This window comes from Sphingobium quisquiliarum P25 (assembly GCF_000445065.1).
GTDB lineage: Bacteria > Pseudomonadota > Alphaproteobacteria > Sphingomonadales > Sphingomonadaceae > Sphingobium > Sphingobium quisquiliarum.
In genome coordinates this window covers 23,060-43,976 of the sequence record NZ_ATHO01000109.1, presented here as the reverse complement: position 1 = coordinate 43,976, position 20,917 = coordinate 23,060, and the positions used below count along the sequence as shown (strand labels likewise).

At 65.7% G+C, this 20,917-nt stretch carries 16 protein-coding genes; 7 read left to right on the top strand and 9 right to left on the bottom strand.

Going from position 1 to position 20,917, the window contains the following annotated elements:
• Nucleotides 1–43: 43 nt before the first annotated feature.
• The 6 genes from L288_RS34265 to L288_RS34240 form a co-directional block, all read right to left on the bottom strand.
• Nucleotides 44–1,180, bottom strand: a complete 1,137-nt coding sequence (locus L288_RS34265; protein ID WP_021238737.1) for a glycosyltransferase family 4 protein — start codon at nucleotides 1,178–1,180, stop codon at nucleotides 44–46.
• 119 nt (nucleotides 1,181–1,299) lie between these two features.
• Entirely contained in the window at nucleotides 1,300–2,532 is a 1,233-nt protein-coding gene (locus tag L288_RS34260; RefSeq protein ID WP_084465839.1) for an outer membrane beta-barrel protein, read from the bottom strand.
• Nucleotides 2,532–3,107 (bottom strand): polysaccharide biosynthesis/export family protein, encoded by a 576-nt coding sequence (locus tag L288_RS34255; protein WP_021238735.1) that lies wholly within the window; start codon nucleotides 3,105–3,107, stop codon nucleotides 2,532–2,534. The genes L288_RS34260 and L288_RS34255 overlap by 1 nt, the downstream gene beginning before the upstream one ends.
• Nucleotides 3,108–3,231: 124 nt before the next feature.
• The gene (locus L288_RS34250) at nucleotides 3,232–4,074 is read right to left on the bottom strand and encodes a sulfotransferase family protein (RefSeq protein ID WP_021238734.1); all 843 of its coding nucleotides are present in this window, start codon (nucleotides 4,072–4,074) and stop codon (nucleotides 3,232–3,234) included.
• Between the two features lie 20 nt (nucleotides 4,075–4,094).
• Complete coding sequence (locus tag L288_RS34245; protein WP_021238733.1) at nucleotides 4,095–5,339, bottom strand: DegT/DnrJ/EryC1/StrS family aminotransferase; 1,245 nt, start codon at nucleotides 5,337–5,339, stop codon at nucleotides 4,095–4,097.
• Between the two features lie 19 nt (nucleotides 5,340–5,358).
• Nucleotides 5,359–7,509 (bottom strand): polysaccharide biosynthesis protein, encoded by a 2,151-nt coding sequence (locus tag L288_RS34240; RefSeq protein ID WP_021238732.1) that lies wholly within the window; start codon nucleotides 7,507–7,509, stop codon nucleotides 5,359–5,361.
• Nucleotides 7,510–7,879: 370 nt separating this feature from the next.
• On the opposite strand from L288_RS34240, the gene L288_RS34235 reads away from it, so the two are divergent.
• From L288_RS34235 to L288_RS34220, 4 genes are all read left to right on the top strand, one after another.
• A complete protein-coding gene (locus L288_RS34235; RefSeq protein ID WP_021238731.1) occupies nucleotides 7,880–9,070 on the top strand; it encodes a glycosyltransferase family 4 protein in 1,191 nt (396 codons plus the stop codon).
• Nucleotides 9,067–9,663 carry a sugar transferase gene (locus L288_RS34230; protein WP_021238730.1) on the top strand — a complete coding sequence of 199 codons (597 nt, stop codon included), beginning with the start codon at nucleotides 9,067–9,069 and terminating at the stop codon, nucleotides 9,661–9,663. Before L288_RS34235 ends, L288_RS34230 begins: the two co-directional genes overlap by 4 nt.
• 477 nt (nucleotides 9,664–10,140) lie before the next feature.
• Nucleotides 10,141–10,887: a LuxR C-terminal-related transcriptional regulator gene (locus L288_RS34225; protein WP_051209666.1), complete on the top strand. Its 747-nt coding sequence runs from the start codon at nucleotides 10,141–10,143 to the stop codon at nucleotides 10,885–10,887.
• A 35-nt stretch (nucleotides 10,888–10,922) separates the two neighbouring features.
• Nucleotides 10,923–12,302, top strand: a complete 1,380-nt coding sequence (locus tag L288_RS34220) for a lipopolysaccharide biosynthesis protein (RefSeq protein WP_021238728.1) — start codon at nucleotides 10,923–10,925, stop codon at nucleotides 12,300–12,302.
• 42 nt (nucleotides 12,303–12,344) lie between these two features.
• On the opposite strand, the gene L288_RS34215 is transcribed toward L288_RS34220, so the two are convergent.
• Nucleotides 12,345–13,058, bottom strand: a complete 714-nt coding sequence (locus L288_RS34215) for a LuxR C-terminal-related transcriptional regulator (RefSeq protein WP_021238727.1) — start codon at nucleotides 13,056–13,058, stop codon at nucleotides 12,345–12,347.
• A 13-nt stretch (nucleotides 13,059–13,071) separates the two neighbouring features.
• Nucleotides 13,072–15,357 (bottom strand): GumC family protein, encoded by a 2,286-nt coding sequence (locus L288_RS34210; protein WP_030539105.1) that lies wholly within the window; start codon nucleotides 15,355–15,357, stop codon nucleotides 13,072–13,074.
• A gap of 312 nt (nucleotides 15,358–15,669) precedes the next feature.
• On the opposite strand from L288_RS34210, the gene L288_RS34205 reads away from it, so the two are divergent.
• Nucleotides 15,670–16,653 (top strand): 2OG-Fe(II) oxygenase family protein, encoded by a 984-nt coding sequence (locus L288_RS34205; protein ID WP_021238725.1) that lies wholly within the window; start codon nucleotides 15,670–15,672, stop codon nucleotides 16,651–16,653.
• An 11-nt stretch (nucleotides 16,654–16,664) separates the two neighbouring features.
• Here the strand turns inward: L288_RS34205 and L288_RS34200 are convergent, their stop codons facing one another.
• The gene (locus L288_RS34200; RefSeq protein ID WP_021238724.1) at nucleotides 16,665–17,987 is read right to left on the bottom strand and encodes an O-antigen ligase family protein; all 1,323 of its coding nucleotides are present in this window, start codon (nucleotides 17,985–17,987) and stop codon (nucleotides 16,665–16,667) included.
• Between the two features lie 286 nt (nucleotides 17,988–18,273).
• On the opposite strand from L288_RS34200, the gene L288_RS34195 reads away from it, so the two are divergent.
• Together L288_RS34195 and L288_RS34190 are read left to right on the top strand one after the other, a co-directional pair.
• Nucleotides 18,274–19,710 (top strand): pectate lyase family protein, encoded by a 1,437-nt coding sequence (locus L288_RS34195; RefSeq protein ID WP_330216945.1) that lies wholly within the window; start codon nucleotides 18,274–18,276, stop codon nucleotides 19,708–19,710.
• On the top strand, nucleotides 19,711–20,913 hold the full coding sequence (locus L288_RS34190) for a glycosyltransferase family 4 protein (RefSeq protein ID WP_021238721.1): 1,203 nt from the start codon (nucleotides 19,711–19,713) through the stop codon (nucleotides 20,911–20,913).
• The last annotated feature ends 4 nt before the right edge of the window (nucleotides 20,914–20,917 follow it).

Sequence of the window (20,917 nt, the reverse complement as noted above, 5' to 3'; positions counted from 1 at the left end):
CTCCCCGGAAGAAAAGGTTGCAGGCGCTGGCGGATGGCCCCAGTCATCGCTCCACCCCCACGGGATGGTCCTTCAGCACCTCGAAGATGACGTCCTTCCAGCGGGCGAGGATATGGTCGAGGTCGAACAGGGCCATGCGCGCCTTCGCCTCGGTGCCTAGTGCCCCGCGCCGCGCGGGATCGCGGCAGAGCGCGGCGATCGCGTCGCCCAGGGCCGCGATGTCGCCATTGGGGACCAGCATGCCGCTGCGGCCCTGCTCGATCATTTCGGCAGGACCCCATGGACAGTCGAAGGAGACGACCGGCAGGCCCGCCGCCATCGCTTCGCCCACCACGATGCCCCAGCCTTCGAAGCGGGAAGACAGGACGAACATATCCGATTGGGCGATCCACTCGCCGGGCTGGCGGGTGATGCCGGGCAGAGCGATGCGGCCGGTCAGCCCCAGCCTGTCCCTTTGCGCTTCCAGCGCCGCGCGGTCGGGCCCTTCGCCCCAGATCACCAGCCGCCAATCGGGGATATCCGCCGCCACGCGCGCAAAGGCGTCGATCAGCCGGTCGAACCCCTTTTGCGGCACCAGCCGTCCGACCGCGCCGATCGTCCGGCCATCGGAGCAGCGCGGCAGGACGGCGGACGGCGGCGGCGCGGGATTGGGGATGACCCATCCCTTCACGGCCATCGTCCGGGCGAAATAGTCCATCGCGCCCTGCGTCATGGTGACCAGCCCCGCCGCGCGCGGATAGGCCCAGCCGCGCAGCATGTTCCACAATCGCCCGACGGTTTGCAGCTCCGGGTTGTTGCGTTCCGAAACGATCACGGGAATGCCGCTGCGCCGCGCGCTCAGCACCGACAATATGTTGGTCCGGGTCAGGAAGCTCACCACCAGGTCGGGCGCGGCCTGCTCCAGCGCCGCTTGCAGCCGCCGTTCGCGCTTCAGCATCGCCAGCGCTCCGGCGGCTGCGCTGCGGCGCTTCACCGTCATGCCCAGCCGCACGATCCGCACCGCCGGGTGATGGCTGTAATAGGCCGGGGCGGCTTCATCCTCGAACGCAATCAGCCTGACGGTCCAGCCCAGCGCCGCGAAGTGATTGCACAAAAGGCTTACGATATGCTCCGATCCGCCCGCTCCCAGCCCTGGAAGGACGAAGGCGATGTTCGGCGGTCGGCTGGCGCGGACGAGCATCAAGAATCCCTGTTTACAACATGATGTCGCTGCCAAGTTTCCGTGCCGGGCGCGGTCAAGTCCATTGCGCGAAGGGGTTAGGCGGCGACCCTTCGGATGAAAGGGCCGCCACCCCATGGTCAATAATGGAGACGCAGCGTCAGGCCCGCGCGGACCCGTTCGAACTCGTCGAACGGGTCGCTGCTGGTGCGTTTGGAATAGCGCACGTCCGCGCCGATCGCGACGCGGCGGTTGAGCGAATATTCCAGATCGCCGGTGACGCCGTAGATTTTCTGGACGTCGCCCGCGCCGAAGAATTTGCTGCGGCGGTAGACCAGCCCGGCTTCGCCGCGCAGGTTGTGGCGGATTTCCTGCTGCACGCCCAGGCGGAACCGCATGTCCTCGCGCGATTGCGCTCCGGTGCGGTAGGTCGCGACATTGCCGATGAATCCGTCGAGCGTGATCGCCGTGCGCGGTTGCGGGGAATAAGTGAGGCTCGCCTGCGCCGACAGGCGGGTGCGCGCTTCGATCAGCGGGTCCTTGGGATTGAAGTGATACAGGCCGACCGCCGCTTCCCCGCGCACCGTGCCCCCCGGATCGATGGAGACGCCGACGCGGCCCCCATAGGTGGTCGAATCGCGATTGGGGAAGCCCGGCGGCGTGATCCGGTAGTCGCGCTTCGACACGAACCCTTCGACAAAACCGTTCAGCAGCGGCGCGGCGCGCACCAGCACCCGGCCCAGAAGGGCGTAATTGTCGATGTCGCGATCCTCGTCGAAATCGCTGGTATAGCGGAAACGGCTGGCGCTCCCCCGCACCATGAAGCCCAGCCGGGCACCCTGGCGGCTGTAGGACAGGTCGCCGTCCAGCACGTTGAGCTTGCGCGGGCCGATGGATGTCACCGTCCGTCCTTCGGGTTCGCCGCGATCCTCGATGACGTGGCTCCAGCTTGCATTCGCCGTCAGCTTGTCGGCGGCGGACGGTGTCCAGACCGCGCCCAGCGCGACTTCTCCCGCCTCGGCATTTTCGCGCTCATATTTGAAGTAGCGGCGGACGCTGCCCGCCGCCCGCGCGGAAAGCTGCAACCTGCTGCCGGGCTTCACCACTTCGACATAGGGACTCACCAGCAGCTTGAAATCGTCCTTCTCGCCGGACGGTTGCGCATAGATGTTGCTGTCATATTCCAGCTTGCCGTCGATGCCGATCGTGGCGGTGGCGCTGCCCAGCCGCAGCGGCGTGGGCACGAACACCGCTTCGGGAACGTCCAGGAAGGTCTTGCCGGATCGCAGATCCTGCGCATGTGCGGCAACGGCGGGAAGGCCCCCCGCGACTGCGATGGCGATGGCGGCCCGCGCCGTGGAGCGGGCTTTCATCAGAACCACTTCTCATAGATGCGGATCGTGTCGCCCGGCTGGATCATGTCGCGTTCGCTGGCGCGGCCTTCGATCTGCCTGCCTTCCACCATGCGGGTGATGCCCACATCCCCCTGCTGCGCGCGGAAGGTGTAGCCGCCCGCCGCCGATACCGCCGCCAGCACCGACATGCCCGCGCGATACTGATATTCGCCGGGGCTCTTGACCTCGCCCAGCACGTAGAAGGGGCGCAGCTTGACCGGCTGGACGCTGACCGTGGGCGTGTTCAGCAACTGGCGCTGGGTCAGTTGCTGCGCGATGCTGGCCTGGAGTTCGGGCACCGTCTTGCCGCTGGCGGGAACGTCGCCCAGCACCGGAAGGGCGATCTGGCCGCGATCGTTGATCACATAGCTCGCCTCGCTCGTCCCTGCGGGCGTCAGGCCGGGGATGGAAACCCGGATCTCGTCACCCGCGCCCAGGCGATAGGCGACGGTCGGCGCTGGGGGCAGGCTCGACAGGTTGGAAAGACCGCTGGAACAGGCCGCCGTCAGAACGAACATGCCCAGGCACAGACTATGGGTGAACCGCTTGTTCATCTGCTTCCCCTCTCAACTGACCGGGCTTCAGTTTAAGCGGTTCGGGCATCGCGTGGTTGAACGATTCCGTATCGGACGCAGGCGAAAAGGGGACAGCGCGCCAGCGCTTTTGGGATGCTTCCTTTTATGCCGCCAGGCGGGAGCTTTGTCTCCAATGGCTAAGGTCGCGGCCGATCAGCTTCTCCAGATCCTCGATATCGCGCGCATAATAATCCATCATGCGCGCGCGCAGGGCCTCTGGCAGCGGCGGATATTGGATCTGCCGGGCAAACAGGCCGCGCACCTTCTCGAACATGGCGTTGCCGCGCAGTGGCCTCGCCGCATCCTTCAGCGGAGCCAGCGCGGTGCGGACGGGCAGGGGCAGGAACCGTTCGCTGCTGTCGTTGCGGGGGCTGGCGCCTACCTCACTGGAATAATGGCAGGGCGCGCCGATATGGGCGCTGACGGTCGCGACCGTCGCCTCAGGCGACCTCTTCACATCCTCGAACAGGATGACCTTGATCTGGGCCGCGCTGAAATGGTCGAGCCAGCGCCGCAGGTGCCGGGCATACAGACCGTCCTCCAGGAAGCGCGGCTGATCGTTGGCCCGCCCGTCCAGATAGGCCTCCGGCCCCTGCGTCACGGTCCCGCGCCGGAACAGCATCTTATAGTCGGAATAGGCCCGCTCCACCGGATTGCGCAATTGCACCACCAGCCTCGCCTGCGGCAGCAAGGGGGCCATGCGCGCGGCCGCCAGCGGATGGGCGAGATAGTCGGCGGACTTTTCCCCCAGCATCTGCCCGGCCGCCGCGCCGTCGAAGAAGCGGCGGTAATGATCGATCCCGCGATCATATTCCTGGCTGAAGAAATGCGGTTCGGGCGCGGGCAGGTACACCGCCGGATTGTCCCGCAACTGGTTGTGAATCCAGGTCGTGGCGCCCTTGACCGCGCCGATGATGATGAATTGGGGCAGGCGATGATTGATCATGGGTCTCTTGCGCCCTCCTTTCAGGATTCCAGTCCGGCCAGCGCGGCGCTCAGGCATTGCGCCATGCGCCGCATATCCTCTTCGTCGAGCAGATGATCGACGGGAAAGGCTATGCTGCGCCGTCCCGCTTCCTGCGCGGCGGCCAGATCGCCGTCGCGGCGAGGCGGCGCATCGGCGAATGCCGCCTCCTTCGACATATCGGCGCATGAACCGCTGCCCACCGGCATGCCCATGCGGCACATGCTGTCGATGACGGCCACAGTCGATCCGGCCTTGCCCAGCCGTTCGGGATCGATCGCCGCATAAAGCCGGTAGAAGGCATGGCCCACATGATCGGGAATGGGCGGAACATGGACGCCCGGCTCGCCCGCCAGATATCCGCTCAGCGCCGCCGCATTGCGCCGCCGCCGCGCGACCCAGCCGGACAGCTTGGCCAGTTGCGCCCGGCCGATCGCCGCCTGCATCTCGGTCATCCGCCAATTGGTGCCGAAACTGTCGTGCAGATAGCGGAAGCCGCTTTCGGCGGGCGGGCTGAAGAATTTGTCCGGGTTCTTGCCATGGTCCTTATAGGCCCAGGCGCGCTTCCAATGCGCCTCCTCGCGCAGCAGCAGCATGCCGCCTTCGCCGCCGGTCGACATGATCTTGTCGGTGCAGAAGGAAAAGGCGGCGGCGTCGCCCCAGGACCCCGCCATGCGGCCGTGCAGGCTGGCCCCATGCGCCTGCGCGCAATCCTCGACCAGCCACAATCCTTCCTCATCGGCCAGCGCGCGCAAGGCCAGCATGTCGCACGGCCAGCCGCCCAGATGGACGCAGATCATGGCCGCCGTCCGCGGGCTGATCATCCTGCGGGCGGACTGCGGGTCGATGCCGTTGCTCACCGGGTCGATGTCCGCGAATACCGGCGCTGCCCCCACCGCGACGACGCAGGCGGCGGTGGCGAAGAAGCTGCGGCAGGGAACGATCACCTCGTCGCCCGGCCCTATCCCCAGCGCGCGGAGCGCCAGTTCCAGCGCGACCGTGCCGTTCGACACCGCAATGCCGTGCGGCATCCCGCAAAAGGCGGCGAACTCCGCTTCGAACTGGCGGGTCTGCTCGCCATGCATCATCGAATTGACGCGCCCGGCCTCCAGCAGGCGGACGACGGCGGCGATCTCGTCAGGTTCATGCTGCGGCCAGCGCAGTTGGGGATTGTCGAGCGGGCTTCGCCTGTCCCCCGCGGATGACGCCTGGACGCTGGCAAGCGAAGCGGCGGCGGCTTGGATCATATCTGGCTCCCCGGTGAGGTCAGGCGACGTCGCGCGGCATGGACGGCGGCGATACCGGCAGCGCCGGGGCGGGTTCCGGCCCGCGCGGCGGCATCATGAACACCGTGTCCTGGCTTTCGGCGGCCAGGCGGCGCAATATCTCCGCCCAGCGCGAGCTTGCGGACGCCGCCACCATCTCATGGGTCAGGCGCATCAGTTCCCGCGAATCCCCCGCCGCGATCAGCCGGGCGAGCTGGCCGAAGCCCTCCACCAGCATCTCCAGCGGGATCGGGGACGGCATCGCTTCGAAAATGCCGGGAATGGCGCTTTCGATCTTGTCCTCCGACGTGTCGAACAGTTCCTCGAACAGCTTTTCGCCGGGACGCAGGCCGATGAACTTGATCGGCACGTCGATGTCGGGGCGAAGGCCCGCCATGCGGATCACCCGGCGGGCGATCTCCACGATCTTCACCGGCTTGCCCATGTCGAGCACGAAGATGGTGCCGCGCTCCGAATCGGTTTCCAGCGCGCGGGCGCTGCTTTGCAGGATCAGCAGCACGGCTTCCTGCACCGTCATGAAAAAGCGTTCGATGTCGGGATGGGTGACGGTCAGCGGCTTGCCCGCGGCGATCTGGTGCTGGAACAGCGGGATCAGCGACCCGCTGGACCCCAGCACATTGCCGAACCGCACCGTCAGGAAACGGGGGCTGTCGGGATCGCAGCTGCCGATCAGGTCCAGCGCCTGGCAATAAAGTTCGCCCAGCCGCTTGGTCGCGCCCATCAGGCCGACGGGGTTGACCGCCTTGTCGGTCGACACCTGGATCATGGCGCGCGCCTCGAACTCGCACACCGCGTCGGCGACGTTGCGGGTCCCCAGCACGTTGGTATGCACGCCCGCGCAGGGATTCGCCTCCACCATCGGCACATGCTTGAGCGCGGCGGCGTGGAAGACGATTTCGGGCCGCCGCCGCTCGAACACTTGCCACAGCGCCGCGCGCTGGCGGATGGAGCAAAGCTCGGCATGGAAGCGGACGTCGGGGAATTTCTCCCGCGCCTCCAGTTCGATGGCGTAGAGATTATATTCGGCGTGATCGAGCAGCACGATCTCCGCCGGGCGGTAATAAGCGAGCTGCCGCACCAGTTCTCCGCCGATCGTCCCGCCAGCGCCCGTCACCATGATGCGCGCGCCGGTGACGACGCGCTCCAGATAGCTGTGCTGGACCGTGATTTCGGGACGGCCCAGCAGTTCGGCGAGCGGCATCTTCTCGATCGAAAGCCGGTCGCCCTTGTCCGGTTGCGGCCCGGTCCACGGATTGCGGAAGCGCGAAACGGTCAGGTTTTCCTGTTCCGCCGCCGCGGCGATGCGCAGGATTTGCTGACGGTCCAGCCGCTCGCTGCTTTCCTGCACCACCAGGCTGACCGGCCTTTTGCCCGCGCGGTCCAGTTCGGCGACGATCTGCGGCAGCATGTCGGGCGATCCCAGGATCGGCAGGCCGCCGACCTGGAGCCGCCGGTCCCGCCCGTCGAAGGATATGACGCCGACGATCTCCAGGCCCGACTGCACGTCGGTGGGCACCAGGTCGGCCATCACGCGGGCCCAGTCCAGCTCGCCCAGCAACAGGATGCGGCGGCGCGCCTGCGCCGATTGCCGCAGCCGCGCCGACCGGAGATATTGGAAGAACGCCCGGCGCGCGACGCGGGCGCCCAGCAGCGCGGCGACGGTGATGGGGATGTCGACGGTCAGGAATGTCGTCATCATCACGCGGTACATCTGCTGCGGGATGATCAGGCCCACCGTCACCATCCAGATGAGCCAGGACGTGACGAGCAGGCTCGCCGACAGCCGCAGCGCGTCGCGCACGGACACGAACCGCCAGCTTTGCCGGTAGGTGCCGATGGCGAACAGCACCGCCAGATTGATGCCCACGAACGCCGCCGCGAACCGCAGGTCGTACATGGTCGGCGACATTTTCAGGTTGGAAAGGATGGCCAGCGACAGCTGGAAGGTGGCGAACATCACCAGCGCGTCGACCATCAGGATGGTGGCCAGCCGGATCGCGCGGGCGCGGGCGGGGCTTTTTTCGACAAAGGCGCGCCCGATCGCCTCCAGCCGCCCGGGCAAAGCCGTCGCGCGAACGTCTCGCTGGACCTCTCCGGTCAGATCCTGCCTGGTGGACGCAACATTCGACATTCCGGGCTCCCGTGGCGATCATGTCTCAGCCTGGAGCGGGGGGAGCCGATAGCCATCGAAGGCAGGTGCGCGGCGCCGCCCGGCATTCGGCCGGTCAGCATCCAAGCTATCGGAAGCATCGCCCGCCGGTAATCGGTCGATCAGACACTATCCTTTATCCCAACATCATCCCGCCTGAAGCAGATGGCGGCGCTTTTTGGTTATTCGCCGCCTTCCGGGCGCGCAATTTCGCGGGTTGCGGGGCGCGCGCGCGCCGCGGGCCTGCCTCAAAGGAGTAATCTACCGATGCACAGGCTGCTGCCTGCGACGCCTGTGATACCCGCGACAGGCGGCCCGCCATCGGCCGTGCGTCACGAAAGGGCAGTGCAGCATGAAGGTCGTCATCCTTTCCAGCCTGTCCTGGTCGCTCATCAACTTTCGCGGCGCGCTGATCGCGCGCATGGTGGCGGAAGGACATGATGTCGTCGCCTGCGCGCCCGACGAGGAGCCGGAGGTGCTGCGGAAGCTGGCGGACATGGGCGTGCGCTTCCGCCGGACGCCGATGGCGCGGGCCGGAACCAATCCGCTGCATGACGCCCGCACGCTGCTGCATTATCTGCGCCTGTTCCGGGCGGAACGGCCCGATGTCGTGATCGCCTACACGCAAAAGCCGATCATCTACGGCGGCATGGCGGCGCGGCTGATCGGCCGCCGCCGCTTCTTCGCGATCATGAGCGGGCTTGGCTATGTCTTCAGCGACGAAGCGCGGCAGCGCCGCTGGCTGCGCGCCGCCGTGTCGCGCCTCTACCGCATCGGGGTCCGGCGGGCGGCGTGCATCTTCGTCTTCAATGGCGACGATCATGGCGACATGCTGGCCAACGGCATCGTCACGCCCGGCCAGCGCGTCATGCAGGTGCCGGGATCGGGCATAGACGTGCGCCATTTCGCGCAAGCGCCCTTGCCCGGCGGCCCCTTCACCTTCCTGCTGGTCGGCCGGTTGATGCGGGACAAGGGCGTGGGCGAATATGTGGAGGCCGCGCGCCTCATCCGGCGCAAGCGCAAGGATGTGCGGTTCCTCCTGCTGACCCGCCCCGAAACGGAAAATCCCACCGGCTATACCGCCGCCGACCTGCGGCAATGGCGGGAAGAAGGATTGATCGAGCTGCTGCCCGAAACCCGCGATGTCCGGCCGTTCCTTGCTTCCGCCCATGTCTTCGTCCTGCCCTCCTATTACCGGGAGGGCCTGCCGCGCACGATCCTGGAGGCGCTGGCCACCGGTCGCGCCGTGATCACGACCGACATGCCCGGATGCCGCGAGCCTGTCCGGCCCGGCGTCAACGGCCTGCTCGTTCCTCCGCGCGACGCGGCGGCGCTGGCGGCGGCGATGGAGCGCCTGTTGAGCGACCCCGGCTTGATGGAGTCCATGGGCCAGGCCGCGCGGCGCGCCGCTGTCGAGATTTATGACGTGGACAAGGTGAACGCGATGCTGATCGATGCGATGGGGTTGCGAAGCGGGCCTCGCCCGTCCGCCGCCCCCGCGCCCGATCCGGCGGCGGCACCTCTTGCGCCAGAGGCCGCATGAGGAACGCCTTGCGCCCCGCCGCTCTGGTGGCGATCACCGGCCTTGTCCTTCTGTCGCCGCTCCTGCTCCTGCTCGCGTTGCTGGTGCGGGCGGATCTGGGCAAGCCGGTGCTGTTCCGCCAGATTCGCAGCGGCCGGGGCGGGCGTGCGTTCGTCATGCTCAAATTCCGCAGCATGCGCGAACTGACCGATGGCAGCGGCACGCCCCTGCCCGACGAACAGCGGGTGACCGCCTTCGGGCGTTTCCTGCGGCGGTCTCGTCTCGACGAGCTTCCAGAGCTGATCAACATCGCGCGGGGCGACATGGATTTCGTCGGGCCGCGTCCTTTGCTTCCCAGCACGATAAATGCCTTGCGGGAAGAGGGCGCCGTGCGCGGCCTTGTCCGTCCGGGGCTGACAGGTCTTGCGCAGGTCAGCGGCAACACGCTGCTGACGGTCGAGGAAAAGCTGCGCTTCGATCTCTGGTATGTGCGCAACCGATCGCTGGCGCTGGACGCGCGAATCCTGGCGCGCACGGTCGCGGTGGTGTTTTGGGGCGAAAAGCGGATCGACTGGCGGGGCGACGAACTGCGCCCGCCGCACTGGGGCAACTGAGCGCTCCGGCCAGCCGGCGTCATGCTTCTAGCGGCACAAAGCCCGTTTTCAGGCGAGTCTGGCGCAATGCAGCAGCGGCATCGGCGCTGCCATCCGCGATGAGCGGAAGTCCTTGTTCTCCCCGCATAATCCCGCGCCGCCGCGACTCTGGTTACGAAGAAGCAGAGGCTATATCCATGCGGAAACGGAACGGGATAAACCGTTCGCGGTAAGTCAAAGGTAGTAAATACCGGATCAGTTCACCGCTTTACACCCTGTCCCGCACAGAAAAATCATTTTTTTAACAATCGGTTAACGAAAATTTGTCCTAACTCAAAATTTCCACCGCTCTTTTCGGGACTCTTGGGGGAGAAGTATGCTAGTCATAAGTTGTTGAAACAAAAGAAAGGGTTGCACTGCAGGCATTTGAACACTGGTCTTCCATGCTTCTTCGGGGCCTGCGAATGAAGATGGGAGGGATCATGAGGGGAATACCCAATGGCTTACCCAGTCAATGTGCGTCTGTTGTGCGGAAATGCTATCGTCAGGGAGGGACTTAGCAGGATCCTCATGGATCGCGAATTCCGGGTTACACAATATGCTACCATCGCCGCCGCACTGGAAACGGCGGAACTCCCCGATGAGGATTCGGCGCCTTCGCTGCTCCTGATCGACAATGGAATGGAAGAGCTGGACGAGGACATAATGTCGCTCCTCAAAAAGCGCTTTTCCTGTTCCTATCTGGTCCTGCTTTCGGACCGCTTCGATTTTCAGATCATGTTGAAGGCGTTCCAGCTGGGCGCCATGGGATATATCGTCAAAGAGATTTCCTGCGACCGGCTGGTCGCGACTCTTCGCCTTGTTGCGATGGGGGAAAGGGTGCTTCCGCCCCAATTGGCTGACGAATTGCAATCCCGCCCCAGCCTGGCCGATGTTCTGGAGGTGGAACGCCCGGTCGATGCGGCCTGCCTGTCGGACCGCGAACTTGAAATATTGCGCTGGCTCATCATGGGATGCCCCAACAAGGTCATTTCCAAGCGGATGGACATCAGCGAAGCCACGGTGAAGGTTCATGTAAAGGCGGTGCTGCGCAAGCTGCGCGTCAAGAACCGGACCCAGGCGGCGATCTGGGCAGCCAATCACGGCATGCGCGGGCGCGTGACGGAAGTGGAGCCGGACCTGCCAGGCGGCATGCCCATTCCTCATCCGGTCAGCCATGCGCCAATGGAATTGACTGCACGGTGATCCGTCCCTGACACTTCCGGCCCAAAGGGGTCATTATGACATATCCGGCTCAACAGGGCGCGCATCGCGCCCTGCGGATGCTGCACGACAGGTTTGGCGCGTTCCTGGTCAAGGGAACGCGCGCACGCCTGATCGCGGTCGGGCATCTGTTGTCAGGTAATTTCATCAACGCGCTCATCATGCTGGTGAGCGTCGCCATGGCCGCCCGGTCGCTGGGACCGGCGACCTATGGCGTCATGGTCCTCGTCCTGTCCTATAATCGCGTCGTCGAACGCATCATCCGCTTCGAATCCTGGCAACCGCTCATCCGCTATGCCGTCCAGGAAGAAAATCGCGGATCGATGCGGCGGATGCAGCGGCTCTATTGCTACGGACTGATGATCGACATCGGCGCGGCGGCCCTGGCCGCGGTGAGCGCCGTCGTGCTGGCGCTGCTGTTCGGACCGTTGTTCGGGTTGAAAAGCGTGCATGTGCAGCTTGTCGCCATCTATTCGATCGCCACCCTCTTCAACGTCGCTGGCGTGCCCGTGGCCGCGATGCGCCTGGCGGGCCAGTTCAAGATGCTGGCCTATGCGCAGGTGGCGGGTAACGTGCTGCGCATAGCGTTCGCCTTTTACTGCATGGTGGCGGGGGCGGGCGTGATCGGCTTCATGATCGCGTGGACCGCCGCGCAGGTGCTGGGGTCCGTCATCGTCTTCTGGCTGGGCTTTCGCGCCCTGAGGCAGACGGGCATTCCCAATCCGCTGCATGCCCGGCTCAAGGGGCTGGTGAAGGATTTCCCCGGCTTTTTCGGCTTCGCCTGTTCCACCAACCTGTCGCTGACCCTGCGGGTCATCACCACGGAGGCGGACTCGCTTTTCGTCGGCGCGGTGGCGGGGACGAGCGCGGCCGCTGTCTATTATCTCGCCAAGCGCATCGCCAAGGTCGCGATGCAGGTGGGCGCGCAGGTGCAGGCCGTGATCTATCCCGATGTCAGCCGCATGTGGGCCAAGGGCAATGTGCAGGCGTTCAGGGCGACCACGCTACAGGTGCAGGCGGCGCTGTTCACGGTCGGGGCCGCCATGCTGGCGGGCGCCTGGCTGCTGGGGCCGCTTCTGATCCGCATGGGTCCGGGCGAAGCCTATGCCGATGCCTATATCCTGCTGCTGACTCAGATGATCGCGGTGATGCTGGCGCTCCATTCGGCGCCGTCCCGCTCCGCGATGCTGGCGATGAACCAGTCCTGGCTGGTGCTGGCGATCTCCGGCCTTGGCACCGCTGTCTTCGTCGCGGTCGCAAGCTATGCGGTTCCGCATTATGGCGCCTTGGGCGGGAATATCGCCCATGTGGTCCTTGGCGTCATAACGGCGGTGCTGATGGACATATGCTGGCTCCGCAAGTCGCGCAGGCAGCAGATGGCGGCTGGCGTGAATTGATGTCCGCTCCGCCGCCGCAGCGGTCGGCCTGAACCCCGCACGTCAGGATTCCAGATCGCCGCCCTTCAGCAGATGGGCGACGATCTGCGTGCGGTTGGACGCTCCCTTGAGCGCCATGATCGCGCGCACATGCACCTTCACCGTGCTTTCGCTGATGTTCAGGCGGTTGGCGATATCCTTGTTGGATGCGCCCTGGGCGAGCAGTTCCAGCACGTCCCTCTGCCGCCGCGTCAGCGCCGCGAGCTGATCCACGGCCGCCCTGACCCGGTCGTTCGATCCGCCGCCAGCGCTCGCGTAAAGATTGAGGCGGGTCTGGATCATCTTGCCCACCGATGCCGGGAAGATGGATAGCCCGTCGCTCAGCAGCGCCAGCGCTTCCTGGATGCGCGGCAGGCTGATGTTGGATGTCAGCACGCCATGCGCTCCGGCGGCGACTGCCGACAGCATCAGGCGCTGATCATGATGATCGGCGATCACCAATATCGCCGCGCCCGGACAGCTCTGCACGGCTGACGCGATCTGTTCCGTCATGGATTCGGCATCGTCCGGCCCGTCCCCCGCCTGGAACAGGATGACGTCCGCCTCGCACTCAAGGGAACGGTCCCCCATCGAAGCGAGGGACGTGACCTTGAGGCCCGCCGATTCCAGGGCCACGGCCATGCAGGCGCGGCGCAGGGCGCTGGGGTCGACGATCAGCAGCCGCAGCGGCCCGGTCTCGTCCCTGACCTCCTGGGTCTCAAGGCCGATGGATTCCAATGTCCCGCCGCCTTCACGCGGCTTCGCGCGTGAAAACTCTGCGGACCCGGTCGCTCGCGGCCTTCGTCCACTTCTGCCGGACGGGGAAGCTGTCCGAATAATAGGCTGCGGATCCCATGTAGAACTGCACCGCGTCGCCATAGCCGCGCCGCGCATGTTCCTCATAGTCCACCTGGTTGAAGACGGCGCCCGCGACCTGATTGTTAACCATCTGCAACGATGCGCGAAGCTGCTCCACGGTGGTCGAACCCCAGCGCACGACCATGATGGTCGAATCGGCCAGGCTGGACAAGGTGCGGGCGTCGCGGACGGCCAGGATCGCCGGGGCGTTGATGACCACAAGGTCGAACTGCTCGCGCAGCTCGTCCAGCAGGCGCGCCACCTGCCACCCCTGCACCAGCGCGGCGGGATTGCGGATCTGCTCGCGGGTGCTCAGCACCACCGGCAGCAGCGCGGCGGGGGCGGCGCCATAGGCCGGGTCATGTTCGACATGCGATTCGACCTGCGGGATCAGCTTGCGCGTCTCGCCGCTGTGGGTCAGCACGTCGATCAGGTCGGGCAGGTTCGAATTGTCCTGAATGCTGCGCAGCACGCTGGGGCCGGGCCGCCGCAGGTCGAGGTCGACGACGATCGCGCGCCGCCCCATGGAGGCCGCCGCCGCCGCCAGCGTCAGCGCCACGCTGGACTTGCCATCGCCCGGCAGCGGCGATGTCACCAGCACGCGCTGGCTGCCTTCCAGCCGCGGCAAAGCTTCTACTTCACTCGCCAGATTGCGGGCGACCTCGGTGAACAGCGACTGGGGCTCCGTCACCACCGGATTTTCCTCAATCGAAGGGCCGATCGGGTCAGGCAGTCCCGGCAGCATCGCCAGCGTGCGCAGCCCGAACAGGCGGCGCAACTGGTCGCCGCTGCGCAGCCGGTTGTCGAACATCTCGATCCCCAGCACGATCAGCAGCGCCAGCATCGAAGAACCGACGAAAGCCGCCAGAGCCATTTTCTTGGGCGCTGGCGCTACCGGAGTGAGCGGCACGGGCGCGGCCGACATCATGGTCGAATTGACGCCCGTGCTTTCCAGTTCGGCGCGCACCGTCTGCGCCCGCTGCGCCGTGGTGAGATAGGCCTGCCGCGCGACCTCGGCCTTGCGTTCCAGGATCGACAGGTCGACCGAATTGGCGTTGTTGCGGAAGGCCGCGCTGGTGATGTCGTTCAACCGCGCCTGCAACTGGCCCGCGCGCGCCGCCGCTGCGTTGGCCTCCGCCATGGCCATGGCGCGCTCTCGCCCGGCATCCGCATTGTTGCGGGCCTGCTGGGCGGCGATGACCGAAGCGCGTTCCTGCGTCATGGCGTTGCTGACCTGGCTGATTTGCGCCGTCAGCGCCTGCATCTGCGGATGGTTCGCCCCCATCTGCACCGCCATTTCGGACCGCTGGCGCGACAGGTCGTCATATTGCCTTTGCAGATTGTCGAGCGCCGGTGAGGTCGCGCCCGCGACCGTGCGCATGCCCGCCGCGCTGCTGACGCCCGCCGCCTGCGCCCGCATGCCGGAACTCAGCGCCGCGCTGGACGCGGCTTCCACGGCCAGCCTGTTCATCTGCTGATAGTCCTCCGCGCTTCCCGCGCCGACGGGCATGGCATGGTCGCGCCGGAAATCGGCGACCGCCTGCTCGGCGCGCCACGCTTCGCTGGAAAGCCGTCCAGCCTCGTTCGCCAGCGCGCGGGTCACTTCATCCCGCCAGACCTGACGCCGTTCCGAACGCAGTTTCTGAAGGCTCTGGACGAAACGGTTGGCGATCCGCGCCGCAAGTTCGGGGTCACCCGACTGTACGGTGATGTCGATGACGTCGGAGTCGGTCGAGCTTGCGACCTGCGTGTCGTTCAGCAGATGCGACGCGGCCAGCGGCACCTTCATGGTGACGCCGTTGTTGAAGGCGGGATTGCGATGCAGCTTCAGGTCCCGCACCACCTGTTCGGCCAGCGCCTGGGACCGGTACATGCGCGCTTCGTTGGCGACGCGCTGCTGGTTGCGGACCGCATCCGCCTGGTTTGACCCGCTCGAATCGTTGAGCTGAACCTGCACGGTCGCCGTTGCCTGATAGCGTTTGGGCAACTGCAACTGGATCGCCAGCACGATGAGGACGCAGGTGATCACGATGCCGGCCACCAGCTTTATATGCCGCCGCAGCAGGAACCAGATCTGCCGCGCGGTCATCTGCTGCAATTCGAAGGACAGGTCGCGGGGCCTGGCATGTCCGCCCGCAGAACCACTACCGTCGGTCAATGTCAGCTGAGCGGACGCCATGCCAATCTCCCTCATCTTGCGGGGCACGCGGGCCGTGCCCGGCCCAATGGCCGTTCCCTTGACCATCGGTATGATTGTTGCGGTCCGGCAGTGCAAAAGCGCATCGGGGGCCATCAGTGCGCATTGTAGCTAACACTTAGGATGAAGGCGGCTTTGCGAGGGACCGGACATGCCCTGGCGTTCAGCCAGTGCCATCGGCACGGTCCCAAATGGGCCATGTTTCTGCTTTGTAACTATTTCGGAGTTGGCCTTCCCGGTAATTGCATCGTGAAAATCCAGACATAAAAACATCTGGCCGAGGAGGGGACGCGCATGATCGCCACCATTGACTTGCAGGAGGTGACGGCGGGATCGCTCGCGCGGCTTTTTTCGGCGGGTCATGTGGCCGTGATGGTCGAATGTCCCGATCTTGTCGCGTCGCTCTGGCGCGAACTGCTTGAAAGGGAGGAAGAACAGCTTCCCTGGCAGGCGCCCCTGGTGGACATGGCGCGCAACTATCATGGCTGCGGCGATATCACCGCCAGCCTTGGCGACCTCTTCTACTTTCAGCCAGGGCGGCACGGCTATATCGCGCGCAAGATGGCGCTGGCGCAGCAGGAGGAGGCTGGCCGCGTCGCCGCCAAGCCGTCCTCCTTCTTCCAGAGCGGAAGCAGCTATGCGCCGAGCCAGGAGGTGATCGATCAATGCTGGTCGCTGGGCCAGCTGCTGATGACGGCGATGATCCCGGAGGGCGAGCTGCCCGGCCGGTTCGAAGTCGTGGTCCAGCGCCTCAAATATCAGGAAACGGCGGCGGATTTCGCCAATCTGGGCGCTCTTGCCCGCAACTCCATGGGCCGATGGGGGCGGGCGGGCTGCGCTCTGGACGAGCAAAGGTGGAACGCGGCCGGGCCGCTCAGCCCGCGAGGCCTGTCGGACCTTTACGGCTTGACGATGCTGTTGCCAGCGGTGCGGCAGGTCGCGAAGCGCGTGAACGGCCTGATGCTGCGGCGCGACCCGTCGCGGCGGCTTGAACCGGGGCAGCGCCTGATCGAGGGCGCGCATTACGACTACAGATATCTGACGGCCCTGTGCGGCAAGCGCGACAAGACCCTGACTCAGGTGTTCGCGGCGGGAAAATGGTTCGATCTGCCGATCGATCTCACGACGCTTGCGGTCTTCCCCGGCATGATAGCGAGCCGCGCCTTCGGCCTGCCCAATGTCCTGCACCGCGTCGTGCATCTGGAAAGGGAAATGGCGGCGGATCGTCCCCGCGATCCGCGCACCGATGACGTGACGCTGCTGATCGGCGCGGCCTGACGCCGCCGGGATCAGAGATCCGGCAGCTGCTGCGGACCGGCCGGGGCGGAATAGATGAGCTTGGCATGCTGCTGATCGTCCGCCCTGCGGGGGCCGTAGAGCAGGGCCAGCATGACCATGACGGGCATGACCCACATGCGTGAATACATATGGGGATAGGACATGGTGTAGATCAGGAAGACGATCAGCACCGCCATGGCTGGCGCGCCGCGCTCGCGGTCCCGCAATCCCACCACCGCCATCAGGCCGAGCAGCGACAGCAGGATGATCAGCCCCGCAAAGGCGATGATGCCGCCCTCGTTCCAGATCAGCAGGTAGAGATTATGCACCGGATTGTCATAGGCGCTTAGTTGCCGGTAGCGGTCGACGCCCATGCCGATGATGCTGTAATCCTCGGTGAAGGTCCATGCTTCCTTGATCAGGTTGGACCGGCCGATGAACGTCCCGGCCTGTGACAGGTCGCCCGATTCCACCGCATTGCCCACGCGCTCCTGAAACACTCTGGGCAATGGCGCGCCGGACACCATGAACAGGCTGAACGCCGCGCCCAATGTAACCGCCAGCCCTGCTATGTAACGGAATCCGCCCATCAGGGCCATGCAGATGAAAAGGGTCAGCAGCGCCGCTGAAAAGCCGGTGAAGGACGCCGTCAGCAACAGCCCCCAGACCAGCAGCGCCAGGCAGATGAGCCCGGCATAGAAGGAAATCTGCCGCTGCCGCACGGAATAGAGCAGCATCGGTATGGCAAAGGCGATCACGGCGCCGTTGCTGTTGGGTTCGCCCGACATCGATCCCAGCCGCTGATTGCCGGTGTAGAATCCGTCTCCGAACCAGGGAAGCGTGTCGGCGGGCGTCAGGAAGATGGTCACGGCGATGCCGATCACTTGCGACAGGACGATGCCTAGCATGAACAGTAGCGGCGCGATCCGCCGTGTACGGTCATCCTGCTGCATCAGCACCATCGGGATCAGCAGGAAGGACACGCTATATTGCAGGGCGATGTTCACCCAGCGCAGCGGATCGCCGTTCATGATCGATCCGATGAACAGTCCCCCCAGCATCATCGCCAGCCCGGCCACCCAATAAGGGGTAAGGGAACCGAAGGGCATCGCGCCCAGCTTTCCGCGCATCGCGGTGATGACGATGCAGATCAGCAATGCGACATCGGAAAAGGTCAGGTTGATCGACCCGACGCGCAGCGCGAACCAGCCGCTGAGGAAGATCGACGTCAGCAGCGCATAATGGGCGATCTTGTCCCACAGGTCCACCGTTCGCGGGATGGGCATGCCCGGCAGGCCATGCGATGCGCCCGGCGCGGCCGTGGAAATCGTCATATCTCGCTCCTGCTGCCGCCTGGGCCAGCGCCTTGCGACCGTGCCCGCGCGCCCGGCATGCCGCAATCGGCCTTCGGGACATTGACGGGCGCATAATGGCTAACCCCAAGGGCGAATGGCCGGGCGCGGCTGCTGCGGCCATATCAGCCATGATGAACCCGGCGCAGATACCCAAATTTGCCGCCCGCTCAGCCGCCTGCTCCGTTGATCCGGCCTTGGCGCGACTGGATAAGGAGTGGCTGTGAGCGGCTGCGCAGGGCAGCGGCATGTCGAACGAGGATCATCTGTGACGGACGCGACTCATCCCCGCCACGATGACGATCCGCCGCCCGGCGCGGGAGGAAAGGGCAGCGGCGTGGCGAGCCGCATCGGCGCGGCGCTGCGGGCGGCCGTCAGCCTTCTCCTCCCCGCGGCGATCGTGATCGCGGGCTGTTCCGGGGCGACCAACGCATCGCAATCCGCGCCTCAGCCGGTGAAGGGGCAACCCGCCTTTCCCGGAGCCGTTGGCTATGGCGCGGCCAGCAAGGGCGGGCGAGGCGGGCAGGTGATAGCGGTCACCACACTGGCGGACAGCGGCCCCGGCTCCTTGCGCGCCTGCATAGATGCGCAAGGGCCGCGCATCTGCGTCTTCCGGGTCGCGGGGTTGATCCGCTACACGTCGAAACCGCCCATCATTCGCAACCCCTATCTGACGATCGCGGGCCAGACCGCGCCCGGCGGAGGCATCACGCTCGCGCATGCTGGCGGGCCGATGGGGTTTACCCCGCTCGCCATCAAGAACACGCATGACATCGTGGTGCGGCATATCCGGGTGCGCAACGACCGCATTGGCGGATTTCGCGGTGCGGAAGACAGCTTCACCATCGAAAACAGCAGGCAGGTCATCCTCGATCATGTCAGCGGAAGCTGGGCGCGGGACGAGCTGGTCAACGGCTATGGCGACAATGACTGGATCACCGTCAGCAACTCGATCTTCGCCGAGGGGATTCCCCGGCACGACAAATGCGCGCTGCTGGCGAGCGATCCCAAGGGGCCGCAGCATTTCAGCTTCATCGGCAATCTGTGCGCGCATAATGGCGACCGCAATCCTGACGTCAATTTCCCGCCGGGGTCCTGCGCGGAGGTGATCAACAATGTCTTTTACAACGCCCAATCGGAATTTGCCGAAATCTGGGAAAGCTATGGCGGCGTTCCTGTCTCGCTGATCGGCAACAGCTTCATCGCGGGCAAGAACACCCATGCCGAAACCATCGGCATCACGCGCAACATCGTTGGATCGACGGGGCTGGCGAAGGTCTATGTGGCGGAAAACCGGTTCGAAGGCGATTTCGTCCGCACCTCGCCTTTGCTCAAGGAGGCGGAGGTGGCCGCGCCACCCTGTCCCTCGACCGTCGCGCCCCTGCCCGCCGCCCAGGCCTATGATCAGGTGCTGCGCGAAGCGGGCGCCTTCCCGCGCGACCCGTTCGATCGCAGGACCGTCAGCCAGCTTCGCGAGCGCCAGGGCCGGATCGTTCACCAGCCGGGGACCATCGACCCGATCCCTTCGGGCGCGCCTTACCCGGACGCGGACGGCGACGGCATGGATGACGGGTGGGAGGCGCGGCATGGCGCAAACCCCCATCGCGCCGATGCGTGGGAGGATGCCGACGGCAACGGCGTCGCCAATCTCGACCAGTATCTCGACTCCCTGTCCCGGGCGCTGATCGAAAGGAACGATCCCTAGATGAAATTGCTGTCGCCTTCGCTGACGCGGATGAACGGGAATGACGGGCGGGCCGTGCGCAGGGACAGGCAGGTGCGGCTATGCTTTCCCTTTTCCGGCGACACGATCGGCGGCAGCCACATTTCGGTAAAGGGCCTGCTGGATCATCTGGATCGCGGGCGATACCGGCTGGTTGTCGTGCCGGAAGTGCCAGGTGGCCGGATCGCACAATTCTTCGCCGGTCATGAACAGTTGCACGATCCCGGCAGCCGTGGACTGTTCGTCCCCGGCGAACGCTTCAACCTGCGCAAATTCGCCCGGACGCTGGGCGGGCTATGGTCGCGAACGCGCTTCCTGCGGCGCAACCGGATCGACATCGTTCATGTGAATGACGGCCAGACCAACGCCAATTGGGCGGTCGCCGCGCGGCTGGCGGGCGCGAAGCTCGTCTGGCACCACAGGGGTGATCCCGGCGCGCTCGGCCTGCGGCTGCTCGCTCCCTTGCTCGCCAATCAGGTGTTGACCGTCTCCTCCTTTTCTCTGCCGCCGCCGGGCCCCTGGTCGGCGCGCAAGAAGGCTGCGGTGGTGCATAGTCCCTTCGACGCCACCATGACCGTTGATCGCGAACAAGCGCGCGAAACGCTGGTGCGGGAATTGGGGATTGCGCCGGACACGCTGATTCTTGGCTATTTCGGCGCGTTCATCGCGCGCAAGCGGCCGCTGTTGTTCATCGACATGATCGCAGCGCTGAAGGAAAAGCTCGATCGCCCCGTCATCGGCGTCATGTTCGGCGAATCGGTGGAGCCTTCCATGAACGCGGCGTTGCAGCGGCGGATCGACAGGAATGGCGTCGCCGCTCAGGTGAGGCTGATGGGCTATCGCACGCCGGGGGCGTACTGGATCGCTGCCTGCGACCAGCTTGTCGTCCCGGCCGTGCGCGAGCCCTTCGGCCGCACGCTGGTGGAAGCGATGCTGGCCGGAACGCCCATCGTCGCCGCGCGATCAGGCGGCAATATCGAAGCGCTGGAGGGCGGCATCGGCATATTGGCCGACCCGGACGATGCGGGTGCGCTGGCGGAGCAATGCGCCCGCCTTGCCCGTGACCCGGCCGCCGCCTCCGCCATGGCCCGCCGGGCGCAGGCCGACGCCCGCCATCGTTTCAGCGAGGCGATGCACGGCCGCAAGGTGAGCGAAGTCTACGAACGCCTCTGCCCGGCGGCTTGAGTCC

Coding starts and splice junctions, on each gene's coding strand:
- L288_RS34210 (WP_030539105.1), bottom strand. CDS start 15,357: ATGGCGTCCGCTCAGCTGACATTGACCGACGGTAGTGGTTCTGCGGGC.
- L288_RS34205 (WP_021238725.1), top strand. CDS start 15,670: ATGATCGCCACCATTGACTTGCAGGAGGTGACGGCGGGATCGCTCGCG.
- L288_RS34265 (WP_021238737.1), bottom strand. CDS start 1,180: ATGCTCGTCCGCGCCAGCCGACCGCCGAACATCGCCTTCGTCCTTCCA.
- L288_RS34190 (WP_021238721.1), top strand. CDS start 19,711: ATGAAATTGCTGTCGCCTTCGCTGACGCGGATGAACGGGAATGACGGG.
- L288_RS34200 (WP_021238724.1), bottom strand. CDS start 17,987: ATGACGATTTCCACGGCCGCGCCGGGCGCATCGCATGGCCTGCCGGGC.
- L288_RS34255 (WP_021238735.1), bottom strand. CDS start 3,107: ATGAACAAGCGGTTCACCCATAGTCTGTGCCTGGGCATGTTCGTTCTG.
- L288_RS34240 (WP_021238732.1), bottom strand. CDS start 7,509: ATGTCGAATGTTGCGTCCACCAGGCAGGATCTGACCGGAGAGGTCCAG.
- L288_RS34225 (WP_051209666.1), top strand. CDS start 10,141: ATGGCTTACCCAGTCAATGTGCGTCTGTTGTGCGGAAATGCTATCGTC.
- L288_RS34230 (WP_021238730.1), top strand. CDS start 9,067: ATGAGGAACGCCTTGCGCCCCGCCGCTCTGGTGGCGATCACCGGCCTT.
- L288_RS34235 (WP_021238731.1), top strand. CDS start 7,880: ATGAAGGTCGTCATCCTTTCCAGCCTGTCCTGGTCGCTCATCAACTTT.
- L288_RS34250 (WP_021238734.1), bottom strand. CDS start 4,074: ATGATCAATCATCGCCTGCCCCAATTCATCATCATCGGCGCGGTCAAG.
- L288_RS34260 (WP_084465839.1), bottom strand. CDS start 2,532: ATGAAAGCCCGCTCCACGGCGCGGGCCGCCATCGCCATCGCAGTCGCG.
- L288_RS34220 (WP_021238728.1), top strand. CDS start 10,923: ATGACATATCCGGCTCAACAGGGCGCGCATCGCGCCCTGCGGATGCTG.
- L288_RS34245 (WP_021238733.1), bottom strand. CDS start 5,339: ATGATCCAAGCCGCCGCCGCTTCGCTTGCCAGCGTCCAGGCGTCATCC.